This is a genomic window from Veillonella sp. AF36-20BH (assembly GCF_003602765.1).
Classification (GTDB): domain Bacteria; phylum Bacillota; class Negativicutes; order Veillonellales; family Veillonellaceae; genus Veillonella; species Veillonella hominis.
The window spans coordinates 381,890-394,169 of the sequence record NZ_QTLR01000001.1 but is presented as its reverse complement, the minus strand read 5'-3'; the positions used below and the strand labels follow the sequence as shown (position 1 = coordinate 394,169).

Genomic DNA, 12,280 nt, shown 5'->3' with positions numbered 1-12,280 from the left:
TAAATACAAAGTAAGCACTATATACCAAATGTTGATATAGTGCTTATTTTTATGTAGTTTGCTACAATATAATTAATATATATCATTGGTGCAAGGGAGTGTTGGGAAATGATAGGTAGTTTATTAAAATTATTAGGAATCTATTCATCAAATAGTAGTGTTTCTAAAGTGCCTAAACTAAATACAAAAGTAGAAGAAAATAGTAATGCTTTTAACATAACTGATCGACTTTCGAATCAAGCTGATGATATTAAACTTTGGGATATTAAGCCAGAAGATACTCCTGAATTAGAAGAATCAGATATTCCAGGTGTATACTTTAACGAATTCCGGGAATATGTAGATGAAGAGAGGAATGTATTATCTCCATCAGAGGTTGATGCGATACGGTATAAAGACGATTACGAGGACGATTATTATAGATAAAAAGGTGTCATCATTTGATGACACCTCTTTTTGAAAGTTTTGCAGTTTATTTATTTTGGCAGATTTTGTAAATTTCGCAATATTAGTATAGGGATTTATATTTCATCCAGTTTGTTTTGGCCATTTCTTTAAGCTCTGTACCACGGCCATCAAGGATTGCATTGATCAAGTATTTGCTGAAGCCCTTAGCTTGTTGATATGCAATTTTAGGAGGCATAGCAAGTTCTTGTTTATCTACGCGAACGTTAACGATGACTGGGCCATTATGGTTAAGGGCTTCCATGATTTTTTCATCAACTTCGCTAGAGTTATGAATGCTCACACCTTTGATACCAGCAGCTTCAGCAAGTTTACCGAAATCTGGATTTACAAAGTCTGTAGCGTAGTCTAGATAGCCGGAAGCTTTCATTTCCATAGCGATAAAGCTAAGTTCTTCGTTATTGAATACAAAGATTTTAACTGGTAAGTTAAGTTGTTTTAATGTTAACATTTCGCCCATCATCATTGTAAAGCCACCATCACCAGAGAGGGAGATGACTTGACGGTTAGGACATGCATTTTGAGCGCCAATAGCATGCATCATAGCATTCGCCATAGACCCATGGTTATAGGAACCTAAGATGCGACGTTTACCATTTGTTTTTAAGTGACGAGCAGTCCAAATAACTGGAGTACCTACGTCAAAGGTAAAAATTGCGTCTTCTGCTGCTAGTTTATTGAGGCGATTTACGAAGTATTGAGGGTGAATTGCTACACCATCTGGTTCAGCTACGGCATAACTATCTAAGTCAGCTCTAAATTTTGTATATGCTTTACGTACAGTATCAATAAATTCAGTATCACCACGTTGGCCTACAAGAGGTAATAATTCTTTTAACGTATCTTTTACAGTACCAATGATACCTTGTGTAAGAGGTACGCGACGACCTAAAGCGCTAGGATCTCTATCTACTTGTATTACTTTCGCATTTTCTGGATAGAATGGACGGTAAGGGAAGTCTGTACCAAGCATTACCAAAGTATCACATTGTTCAATAGCACGGTAGCCAGATGTATAGCCTAATAGGCCAGTCATACCTACATCATATGGATTTTCCCATTCAACCCATTCTTTACCTCTGAAAGCGTGTACAACTGGTGCTTGCAAGCGTTTTGCTAATTCTACCACTTCATCATGAGCACCTTCACAACCGGCACCACAGAATAGGGTAATACGTTTGCCTGTTTCTAAATGAGCCGCCATTTCTTCAATATCTTCTCGTTGTGGAACAATATGAGGTAAACGAGGTGGGTTCCACACAGGTAATTCATCAATTTCCATTTCCATAACTGCAACGTCCCCAGGAAGAACGATAACAGCAACATCTTGGTTACCAACAGCAGCGTTCATAGCACGGAATAGAAATTCCGGCATTTGCTTAGGATTGGATACAAGTTCGCAGAAACAAGAACATTCTTTGAATAGATTTTCTGGATGTGTTTCTTGGAAATAGTTCAAACCTACTTCAGATTGAGGAATGTGAGAAGCAATGGCCAATACTGGAACACGATTGCGATGACAGTCGAAGAGACCATTAATTAAGTGTAAGTTGCCAGGACCAGAGCTACCAGCACATACAGTTAGTTTATGAGTTAGGGATGCTTCTGCACCGGCAGCAAAGGCTGCTGTTTCTTCATGTCGTACATGTTCAAAAGCAATTTTACCATTGCGGCGTAAACTATCATTTACAGAGTTTAGACTATCTCCAGTGATACCGTAAATGCGTTCGATGCCCGCATTGGCTAAGACTTCTATAAGTACATCAGAAATTCGTTTTTTTGCCATATTATCACCTATATTTAATAATTACTATCATTAAAATATGGTTATTCAAACCATATATACTATATTAGACTTGTTTAACTTGTAATTATGTGATAAAAGTTACTATTTACTGTATACATAGTTTATATATGTTTATATTAAAAGTAAATATATATTATTATTTATATTATTCTAGTATTTGTGTTCTAAAAATTATATTTTAATCAAATTATTTAATATTCTTTCTCAATACAAAACTATTATTCTTGCATAACATTAATAAAAGTGTTACTATTAATTCATAAACAAAATAGATAAGTCTTTGGGGATAGGTGAAATTCCTTACCGGCGGTAAAGTCCGCGAACCTTTTTGGTATGAATCGGTGCAATTCCGATACCGACAGTAGAGTCTGGATGAGAAAAGACGAGGCACATTTGTTGTGCGCATTTATGATGACCCAAGGACTATGTAATAGTCCTTTTTTTATTGAGGTGATATGGTGGATGACGTAGTATATATGAAGCGCGCCATTGAACTGGCAAAATTAGCCACAGGTCACACCTCACCAAATCCTTTGGTTGGTGCTGTTGTGGTAAAAGATAATACAATAATCGGTGAAGGTTATCACCATAAAGCTGGTACAGCTCATGCTGAGGTGCATGCACTAAATCAAGCAGGTGATAATGCCAAAGGTGCTACTTTATACGTAACATTAGAGCCATGTTCTCATTATGGAAAAACACCACCTTGTGCGCTTCGTATCATTGAGGCTGGCATAGCTAAAGTAATAGTAGGTAGTACAGATCCAAATCCACTAGTTTCTGGAAAGGGAATGGAGTTACTTCGTGAAGCAGGTATTAAGGTTGTTTGCCCCGTATGTAGTGATGAATGTGCTGAACTAAATGAGCATTTCTTTACCTATATACAGACAGGTAAGCCTTTTGTCACTATAAAAAGTGCTATGTCATTAGATGGGAAAATTGCTACATCTACTGGACAATCTCAATGGATTACAAATGAGTCCTCTCGTCGCGATGGACATGTGTTGCGTGCCACGCATGATGCCATGCTCGTTGGAATTGGTACAATTTTGGCAGATAATCCACAGTTAAATTGTCGTTTAACGGATAGTGAATTATCAGATGCGTTATTAGATAAAAGCATACTTGATGAACCGATTACGATTCATCAACCAGATGTAATTATCTTGGATAGTCTTGGTAGAACACCTACTACTAGTCGCGTCTTTGAAATAAATAATCGCAAGATTCATATATTCGTATCTAAAGGTTGTCCTAAGGATCGGATACAAGTATTAGAACAAGTTGGTGCTCAAGTAACCGTAGTAGAATCTATTTCTACTCGTAAAAGCAAGAGCACAGACATTGTGATTGATATTAAGAAATTATCTATCGATGATATTCTTACAAAACTAGGTGAACTAGGTTACACATCTATTCTTGTTGAAGGTGGATCTGCAATTATCAGTTCCTTTGTGGAAACGAAGAACTTTGATAAGGTCGTAACATATATTGGAAATACCATTATTGGTGGTAACGATGCAACACCAGCTGTAGGAGGTCGAGGTTTTGAAAGTTTAAAGGCTTCGCCACAACTAACTTTCACCAAGATTAAAGTATTAGATAATAACATTCGCATTGAAGCGTATCGTCAAGGAAGGAGGGGCGCTTATGTTCACGGGAATCGTTGAAGAAATTGGCCGCGTCGAGAACATTAAAAAGGGCCCTAAATCCTTAACCATAACAATTCGAGGAGAAAAAATTTTTAGCGATTTAAAAGTTGGTGATTCCGTAGCTGTTAATGGGGTGTGCTTGACGGCCACAACGATTGGCAATAGTATATTTACAGCGGATGTGATGCCAGAATCCATTAAGATGACTACGTTTACTAATTTGAAAGTCCATCAACCAGTCAACTTAGAGCGAGCTATGCTTGCTAATGGTAGATTTGGTGGTCACATTGTGGCAGGCCATGTAGATGGTACAGGTCGTATTATTAATCGTGAACAAACCGATAATGCCATTATCTTTACTATCGAAACTCCAAAATCCGTTATGGATTATGTTATCTATAAGGGCTCCATTACCATCGATGGAATTAGCCTCACAATTATGCGACGAACAGAAAGTAGTTTTTCCGTCTCTATCATTCCTCACACTTTGAGTGAAACTATTTTAGGTTTTACTCATATTGGAACAGAGGTCAATTTAGAAACGGATATTGCTGGACGATATATTCGTCATTTTATGAATCTTGGTAGTGAACCTACCGAAGAAAAGCCTAAAAAATCTATGCAATCCCTCTTAGTAGAGAATGGATTTATATAAGTAAGGAGCGTTCCTATGAGCGAACAATTACATTCTATTAATGAAGTCTTACAAGACCTTAAAACTGGTAAACCTGTTATTATCGTTGATGATGAAAGCCGTGAAAACGAAGGTGATCTTATCATTGCTGCAGAGTTTGCGACGCAAGAAAACATTAACTTCATGGTTAAATACGCTCGCGGTATCGTATGTACGCCTATGCGCCGCGAAGCGTTAGAAAAGTTTGGCATTCCTGCAATGGTTACTAAAAATACTGATAACCATGAAACTGCTTTCACTGTTACTGTTGACCATGTAGATACTACAACCGGTGTATCTCCAGCAGAGCGTGCCTATACAATCCAAAAATTATTAGATCCATCTGCAAAACCTCAAGATTTTCGCCGTCCAGGTCATGTGTTCCCACTTGTCTATAAAGAGGGAGGCGTATTGGTACGACAAGGTCATACAGAAGCATCTATTGATCTTTGTCGTTTAGCCGGGTTACAAGAGGCTGCCGTTATTTGTGAAATCACAAAAGATGATGGCGATATGGCACGTTTACCGGATCTTATGGAATTTGCTAAAGAACATGACTTGAAAATTGCTTCTGTAGCAGAACTTATAGAATATCGTAAACAACATGAAGATATGGTTGAGCTTGGTGCTTGTTCTAAGTTGCCTACTAAATTTGGTGATTTTAATATCTTTGTATTTAAAAATGAATTAGATCATAAAGAGCATTTAGCTATCGTAAAGGGCAATGTTCAAGATTGTAGCGATGTGCTTGTACGTATTCATTCTGAATGTTTAACAGGCGATGTATTTGGTTCTAAGCGCTGTGATTGTGGCGAACAATTAGACAATGCGTTGCGCGCTATTGAAAAAGAAGGCAAAGGCGTTGTTGTATATATGCGACAAGAGGGCCGTGGCATTGGTTTGACCAATAAAATTAAAGCCTATGCATTACAAGAACAGGGCCTTGATACAGTAGAAGCAAATGAACAATTAGGCTTCCCTGCAGATATGCGTGAATACTCCTTAGCGGCTCAAATTATCCGTTTCTTGGGTATTAAAAGCATCCGCTTATTAACTAACAATCCCGAAAAGCGTCATGGCTTAGAACATTGGGGAATCAATGTAACTAGCCGTGTACCACTCATCATTGCTGCAAATAAATTTAATGCAGGCTATTTAAAAACAAAAGAAGAGAAAATGGGTCATATGTTAGAAGACTAATTAACTTTCACCATATAACTCGGTCGTTACATATATATTTCCTTAGATGGAATAAAGGAGGTCAATATAATGATGGTTCAAGAAGGTAACTTATTAGGTACTGGTAAGAAATTTGCTATTATCGGTTCTCGTTTCAACGAGTTCATTACATCTAAATTAATCGGAGGCGCTGAAGATTGTTTACTTCGTCACGATGTTAAACAAGAGGATATTACAGTAATTTGGGTTCCAGGTGCTTATGAGATTCCTTTGATTGCTAAGAAAGCAGCTTTATCTGGTCGTTATGATGCAGTTATTTGTGTAGGTGCTGTTATTCGTGGGGCCACTACTCATTATGATTATGTATGCAACGAAGTAGCCAAAGGTATCGCACATGTATCTTTGGAAACTGGTATTCCTGTTATGTTTGGTGTAGTAACTACTGAAAACATTGAGCAAGCTATCGAACGCGCAGGTACAAAAGCGGGTAATAAAGGTTATGATTGTGCGATGGGTGCAATCGAAATGGTTAACCTTATCGATCAAATCTAAGAATTGTATATATAACACTCAGTATCTTATGGTACTGGGTGTTTTTATATCATCGAAAATATGTTCTTTTAAATTTAAATAAGACCAGACGAACATATATTCTCTATTATTGAAAGTTAAATATTTGACATGATATACTATATAAGCAATATAAAAGTAATACCTTAATAAAATCAGTAGAAATAAGGAATGATAGAATGGATTATATAAAACGTTTTACAACCCGAGAAGGGGTTCGTATGTCTTTAGCTGTAACAACCGATACAGTTGAAACAGCTCGTGTACGTCATGATTTATGGCCTGTAGCAACAGCTGCTTTAGGTCGTGCTATGACGGGGGCTATCTTATTAGCTGGTGATTTCAAAAACCATGAAAACGTAAGTTTACGCATTAAGGGTGATGGTCCACTAGGTGTGGTGCACGTAGATGCATTTTCAGATAATACGGTTCGTGGGTATGTAGATGAACCTCATGTAGATGTACCATTAAAACATGCTGGTAAACTCGACGTTGGTGCCGCAGTAGGTCATAATGGGGAAGTACAAGTTACGCGATTTACACAATTGGCGCAAGACTATACTTCTACAAGCCCGATTCAAAGCGGTGAAGTAGCAGAGGATTTGGCTTACTATTTGTATGCTTCTGAGCAAGTACCTTCTACAATCAGCCTTGGCGTATTGGTAGATCCTGATTACCATACAGTTGTAGCTGGAGGTTTTATCGTACAAGCCTTGCCAGATGCGACAGATGCTGCATTAGCACAAGTAGAAAAAAACATTAATGAACTAGGTCCTGTAACAGAATATTTGAAAGCTCATCCAGATGGTAAAGGCCTTATGGAACGCGTATTAGACGGCTTAACTGTTAATGAGGTATATAATGAGCCTGTTAATTTCCAATGTCGTTGCGGTCGCGATCGTTTTGCTAGTGTTCTTATGACATTACGTGAAGATGATAAAAAAGCAATCCTTGAAGACGAGACGACAGAACTAGTATGTCATTACTGTAATGAAAAATATCATTTCAGTCGTGAAGAGCTACAAGATATGTTTGAGCCAAAAGGTCCAGTTCAATAATTATTATTAAAAATAAAATAACCCTTATAAAAATTACAGGCTATATGGTTTTTCCTATAGCCTGTTTTTGTATTCTATGAGAAAATAAAAGATAAGAGTTATTAATAATAGGAGGTCACAATGAGTGCAATCGGTGTAATTGGTGGTACTGGCGTTTATGATCCAACCATCTTTGAAAATATTCATGAAGAATCCTTAATAACACCATATGGTGAAATAGATTATGTACAAGGTACATACCACGGAAAAACAGTAATCTTTGTTGCTCGTCACGGCAAAGATCACACAATTCCTCCACATAAAATTAATTATCGTGCAAATATTTGGGGGCTAAAAAAATTAGGCGTTACATTTATTATCTCTACAACTGCGGTAGGTTCCTTGAATGAAAACTTCAAACCTGGTCATTTTGTTTTGACTGACCAATTCTTAGATTTCACTAAGAACCGCATCACTACATTCTATGAAGGTGGTGACCGTCCAGTAGCACATCTTGACGTAACAAATCCTTACTGCTCTGAATTACGTAATATTCTTCAAAAGGTTGGCACAGAACAAGGTCTTACCATCCACAATGGTGGTACCTATGTATGTACTGAAGGTCCTCGTTTTGAAACTCCTGCGGAAATTAAAATGTTCCATATGCTTGGTGGCGATACCGTAGGTATGACTAATGTACCTGAAGTTAATTTAGCAAATGAAGCTGAAATGGCGTATTCTACAATTTCTATGATTACAAACTATGCAGCAGGTATCTCCGAAGCTGCTTTAACACATGGTGAAGTAGTAGAAATGATGGCTGACATGGCGGCTCAACTTAAATCTCTTATCTTAGGTGCTATTGATGTAATCGATGTAGATACTCGTTATGACGCTCACAATCGCATGCATGAATATGGTGGTTTTAAACTATAATCAACTCATAATGATACACAATAGTTCATCGAAGGAGAAGTTATGATTAATATTGAATGGCGTAAAGATACGCTGGTACTATTAGATCAAACTAAATTGCCTACTGAAATTACATACGTTCACTGTACAGATTGGCGCCAAGTGGCCGAAGCTATTAAAATGCTTCGCGTTCGTGGTGCACCTGCTATTGGCGTAGCTGCTAGTTATGGTCTCATTTTAGCTGCTATGGAAACAGGACGTTTAGAGGCGCCATTTAGTGAACAACTTACAAGCTTATATGAGTTTAGTGAGACCTTAAAAGAAACTCGCCCTACAGCAATCAATTTAGCTTGGGCTGTAGATCGTGTCATTTCTCTTGTGAAAACTAATGTTGACAGTATGTCCTCAATGAGTGAAGTAGTAGACCTCATTACAAAAGAGGCTATTATCATTCACGAAGAAGATGTGTCTTTGAATAGACGTATGGCCGAAGCAGGGGCTACATTATTTGAAGATAAAAAGAATATTCGCATCTTAACTCATTGTAATGCTGGTGCACTAGCTACAGGTGGTTTAGGTACAGCTCTTGGTGTTGTCCGTAAATTACATGAAAATGGACAATTGGAACGCGTGTATGCTGATGAAACACGTCCATTATTACAAGGTGCTCGACTTACAGCCTTTGAACTTCACGAGGATGGTATTCCTATTACTCTTGAAACAGATAATATGGCAGCCTATGCGATGCAACATGGGTTAATTGATGCCGTTATCGTCGGTGCTGACCGCATCACTACAAAAGGGGATGTAGCCAATAAAATTGGTACCTATGGTGTGGCTGTACTAGCTAAATTCCACAATATTCCGTTTTATGTAGCCGCTCCTTATAGTACATTTGACTTTAGTCTGGAAAATGGTGGAGATATTCCTATTGAGATGCGCAACGAGGATGAAGTAACTGCTTTACACGGTGTTCAAACAGCCCCTAGTGGTATTGATGTACTTAATCCTGCATTTGATGTAACACCTCATGAACTTGTAACAGCGATTATCACCGAAGAGGGAGTATTGACTCCAAATTATGAAGAGTCAATCGATAAGCTACGCCAGATTGTAGAATCTAAATAGTCTATTATCTTAATGATTAGCTTATTAAGCATTCTATATATAAGAAATATATTATCTATATAATTAAGTATCTACAATGATATTAACAAAATTATATAGTATCAATAAATCTAAGTAGATTTACTATCAACTATTTATTTTATTGTATCTACTTGTATGAGTAAAAGGAGATATTATGCAATCTTTAATTAGAGACATAAATTTAGCAACAGAAGGTCGCAAAAAAATTGATTGGGTTTCTAACTTTATGCCTACATTAAACACATTAGGTGACCGTTTTGAAGCAGAACAAACTTTCAAAGGCCAAACAATTGTTGTTAGTGTCCACTTGGAAGCAAAAACAGCATACCTCGCGACTGTTTTAAAACGCGGTGGTGCAGATGTAATTGTAACGGGCTCCAATCCGTTGTCTACACAAGACGATGTAGCTGCAGGTCTTGTAGATATGGGCATTACTGTATATGCTTGGTACGATTGTACTGATGAAGAATATTTTAACTTCCTCCATAAAGCACTTGATCACAAACCACATATTATCATCGATGATGGTGGTGATTTAGTAAATCTATTGCATACTACACGTCAAGATGCAAAAGAACGTTTGTTAGGGGGGAGTGAAGAAACTACAACAGGTGTACATCGTTTATATGCATTAGAGAATGCTAAACAATTAACATTCCCTATGATTGCAGTAAACGACTCTTACTGTAAATATCTTTTTGATAATCGCTATGGTACAGGTCAGTCCGTTTGGGACGGCATCATGCGTACTACAAACTTGACTGTAACAGGTAAAAACGTTGTCGTTGCTGGTTACGGTTGGTGCGGTAAAGGCGTTGCTATGCGAGCAAAAGGCCTTGGTGCCCACGTATATGTAACTGAAGTAGATCCAATTAAAGCAGTTGAGGCTGTATTTGATGGCTTTAAAGTATTGCCTATGATTGAAGCTGCTAAAGTGGGCGATATCTTCTGTACTGTAACAGGTTGTAAAGATGTTATCGTAAAAGAACATTACGAAGTGATGAAAGATAAAGCTATCTTGTGTAATGCTGGTCACTTTGATTGCGAAGTGAACGTTTCTGATCTTACTGAACTTGCTGTAAGCCACGAACGGGTTCGCCAAAACATCGAAGGCTATACTATGTCTGATGGTCGTAAACTCTATGTATTGGCTGAAGGCCGTCTAGTAAACCTTGCAGCTGGCGATGGTCACCCTGCAGAAATTATGGACTTGTCCTTTGCTATGCAAGCCCTTGCTGCAGAGTATATCTTGAAAAACGGTAAAGAAATGGATCCAAAAGTATACGTATTGCCTCATGAATTAGATGTGGAAATCGCCAAACTTAAGTTGAACTCGATGGGGTATGATTTAGATTCTTTAACACAAGAACAAATCGATTACCTAACAAAAGTAAACTAATACTGTATTGAAATATAATGGTTTCTGTAATACATTTTGTATCTAAACTATACTAGCTTTCAAATTAAACAAATATAACCGAGCTATCATGGCTCGGTTATACCTATGAGGGAAGACTATGTCTGATTTATTGATTACTCATGTAGACGTCCTCACCGATGAGGGGGTTCTTAAAAATCATGCCATTGAAATTAATAATGGTTATATTACAGCTATTTTAAACGATATTGAAGCTGAAAAGGCAAAAGACTCTGCTAAGGAAGTACTAGACGGTAAAGGTCAATTGGCTACGCCAGGTCTTGTAAATACACATACTCATATTGCGATGGGTCTATTTAGAAACTATGCAGATGATCTTGAGCTTATGGAATGGCTTGAAACGGCTATTTGGCCAACAGAAGCAAAATTAAATGATGATTATGTACGTTACGGCACACAACTTGGCATTGCTGAAATGCTACGCACTGGTACCACAACTTTTAGCGACATGTATTTCTTTATGAATACTACAGCTGAGGTGGTAAAAGAAACTGGCATTCGATCTGTATTATCTCGTGGCTTAGCCGGTGTATCCCCAACAGCAGATCAAGCATTAGTTGAAAATGCTGACTTATTCCGCACTTGGAACGGCTTTGATAATGACCGCATCAAAGTATTGCTTGGACCACATGCACCATATACTTGCCCTGATGATTATATGGAAAAGGTGATTGCCTTATCTCATGAATTAAATTGTGGTATTCATATGCACTTGTCCGAAACAAAAGGAGAAGTGGAGACTGTTATGAAAGCTACTGGTAAGACACCAATTGCGCATATGCATGATTTAGGTTTATTCTGGAATACTACCTTAGCCGCACACTGCGTTCATGTGACAGACGAAGATATGGCTATTATGTCTGAAAATAATGTAGCCGTAGCTCATAACCCACAATCTAATTTAAAATTAGCTAGCGGTATTGCACCAGTACCTGAAATGATTGCCAAAGGTATTACGGTTGGTCTTGGTACAGATGGCTCCGCTTCTAATAATAATGCTGATATGCTTGAAGAAGTACGTCTTGCAGCAACATTACATAAAGCACGTCTTTATGATCCAAAGGCTATTCCTGCTCAAGCCGCATGGAACATGGGCACTGTAGAAGGTGCAAAAGCATTGGGATATACAGATCTTGGTGTATTAGATAAAGGCTATCGTGCAGATATCGTGCTATATGATGTATCTGGTATGCACTGGATGCCTCGTTACAATGATTTAGCAGCTCTTGTATACTCTGCTAATAGCTCCGATGTAAATACTACAATTGTGGGTGGTAAGGTTCTTATGAAAGACAAAGAACTGCTTACAATTGATGAAGAAAAACTACGGGCAGAGATTGATAAAGCTCAGGTATATTTTAGTAATTAGCAGTTAATCTAAACACAAAACCCACT

Annotated in this window: 11 protein-coding genes and 1 riboswitch; of the genes, 10 read left to right on the top strand and 1 reads right to left on the bottom strand. The window is 37.8% G+C overall.

Features of this window, described 5'->3' with window-relative positions:
- Nucleotides 1-108 precede the first annotated feature (108 nt).
- A complete protein-coding gene (locus DW000_RS01975; protein WP_120054800.1) occupies nt 109-426 on the top strand; it encodes a hypothetical protein in 318 nt (105 codons plus the stop codon).
- Nucleotides 427-508: 82 nt separating this feature from the next.
- Here the strand turns inward: DW000_RS01975 and poxB are convergent, their stop codons facing one another.
- A complete protein-coding gene (gene poxB / locus DW000_RS01970; protein WP_008713952.1) occupies nt 509-2,251 on the bottom strand; it encodes a ubiquinone-dependent pyruvate dehydrogenase in 1,743 nt (580 codons plus the stop codon).
- Nucleotides 2,252-2,544: 293 nt separating this feature from the next.
- Nucleotides 2,545-2,660, top strand: a riboswitch (FMN riboswitch).
- A gap of 67 nt (nt 2,661-2,727) precedes the next feature.
- Between poxB and ribD the strand changes: the two genes are divergently transcribed.
- The 9 genes from ribD to DW000_RS01925 all read left to right on the top strand — a co-directional run bounded on the left by ribD (nt 2,728) and on the right by DW000_RS01925 (nt 12,254).
- A complete protein-coding gene (gene ribD / locus DW000_RS01965) occupies nt 2,728-3,942 on the top strand; it encodes a bifunctional diaminohydroxyphosphoribosylaminopyrimidine deaminase/5-amino-6-(5-phosphoribosylamino)uracil reductase RibD (RefSeq protein ID WP_004697371.1) in 1,215 nt (404 codons plus the stop codon).
- Nucleotides 3,923-4,579, top strand: coding sequence for a riboflavin synthase (locus DW000_RS01960; RefSeq protein ID WP_004696980.1), 657 nt, complete (start codon nt 3,923-3,925; stop codon nt 4,577-4,579). The genes ribD and DW000_RS01960 overlap by 20 nt, the downstream gene beginning before the upstream one ends.
- A gap of 15 nt (nt 4,580-4,594) precedes the next feature.
- Complete coding sequence (locus DW000_RS01955) at nt 4,595-5,797, top strand: bifunctional 3,4-dihydroxy-2-butanone-4-phosphate synthase/GTP cyclohydrolase II (RefSeq protein WP_004697328.1); 1,203 nt, start codon at nt 4,595-4,597, stop codon at nt 5,795-5,797.
- A 69-nt stretch (nt 5,798-5,866) separates the two neighbouring features.
- Complete coding sequence (ribE, locus tag DW000_RS01950) at nt 5,867-6,328, top strand: 6,7-dimethyl-8-ribityllumazine synthase (RefSeq protein ID WP_004697404.1); 462 nt, start codon at nt 5,867-5,869, stop codon at nt 6,326-6,328.
- Nucleotides 6,329-6,525: 197 nt separating this feature from the next.
- The gene (gene hslO / locus DW000_RS01945; RefSeq protein WP_120054799.1) at nt 6,526-7,404 is read left to right on the top strand and encodes an Hsp33 family molecular chaperone HslO; all 879 of its coding nucleotides are present in this window, start codon (nt 6,526-6,528) and stop codon (nt 7,402-7,404) included.
- A 120-nt stretch (nt 7,405-7,524) separates the two neighbouring features.
- Nucleotides 7,525-8,319 (top strand): S-methyl-5'-thioadenosine phosphorylase, encoded by a 795-nt coding sequence (gene mtnP, locus DW000_RS01940; RefSeq protein WP_120054798.1) that lies wholly within the window; start codon nt 7,525-7,527, stop codon nt 8,317-8,319.
- A gap of 42 nt (nt 8,320-8,361) precedes the next feature.
- The gene (gene mtnA / locus DW000_RS01935; RefSeq protein WP_120054797.1) at nt 8,362-9,426 is read left to right on the top strand and encodes an S-methyl-5-thioribose-1-phosphate isomerase; all 1,065 of its coding nucleotides are present in this window, start codon (nt 8,362-8,364) and stop codon (nt 9,424-9,426) included.
- Between the two features lie 175 nt (nt 9,427-9,601).
- Nucleotides 9,602-10,846, top strand: a complete 1,245-nt coding sequence (locus tag DW000_RS01930) for an adenosylhomocysteinase (RefSeq protein ID WP_004695862.1) — start codon at nt 9,602-9,604, stop codon at nt 10,844-10,846.
- 118 nt (nt 10,847-10,964) lie between these two features.
- A complete protein-coding gene (locus DW000_RS01925; protein WP_120054796.1) occupies nt 10,965-12,254 on the top strand; it encodes an amidohydrolase in 1,290 nt (429 codons plus the stop codon).
- The last annotated feature ends 26 nt before the right edge of the window (nt 12,255-12,280 follow it).

What these genes read in the sequence shown, in the direction of transcription:
- DW000_RS01975 (WP_120054800.1), top strand. Translation starts at nt 109, where the DNA reads ATGATAGGTAGTTTATTAAAATTATTAGGAATCTATTCATCAAATAGT.
- poxB (WP_008713952.1), bottom strand. Translation starts at nt 2,251, where the DNA reads ATGGCAAAAAAACGAATTTCTGATGTACTTATAGAAGTCTTAGCCAAT.
- ribD (WP_004697371.1), top strand. Translation starts at nt 2,728, where the DNA reads ATGGTGGATGACGTAGTATATATGAAGCGCGCCATTGAACTGGCAAAA.
- DW000_RS01960 (WP_004696980.1), top strand. Translation starts at nt 3,923, where the DNA reads ATGTTCACGGGAATCGTTGAAGAAATTGGCCGCGTCGAGAACATTAAA.
- DW000_RS01955 (WP_004697328.1), top strand. Translation starts at nt 4,595, where the DNA reads ATGAGCGAACAATTACATTCTATTAATGAAGTCTTACAAGACCTTAAA.
- ribE (WP_004697404.1), top strand. Translation starts at nt 5,867, where the DNA reads ATGATGGTTCAAGAAGGTAACTTATTAGGTACTGGTAAGAAATTTGCT.
- hslO (WP_120054799.1), top strand. Translation starts at nt 6,526, where the DNA reads ATGGATTATATAAAACGTTTTACAACCCGAGAAGGGGTTCGTATGTCT.
- mtnP (WP_120054798.1), top strand. Translation starts at nt 7,525, where the DNA reads ATGAGTGCAATCGGTGTAATTGGTGGTACTGGCGTTTATGATCCAACC.
- mtnA (WP_120054797.1), top strand. Translation starts at nt 8,362, where the DNA reads ATGATTAATATTGAATGGCGTAAAGATACGCTGGTACTATTAGATCAA.
- DW000_RS01930 (WP_004695862.1), top strand. Translation starts at nt 9,602, where the DNA reads ATGCAATCTTTAATTAGAGACATAAATTTAGCAACAGAAGGTCGCAAA.
- DW000_RS01925 (WP_120054796.1), top strand. Translation starts at nt 10,965, where the DNA reads ATGTCTGATTTATTGATTACTCATGTAGACGTCCTCACCGATGAGGGG.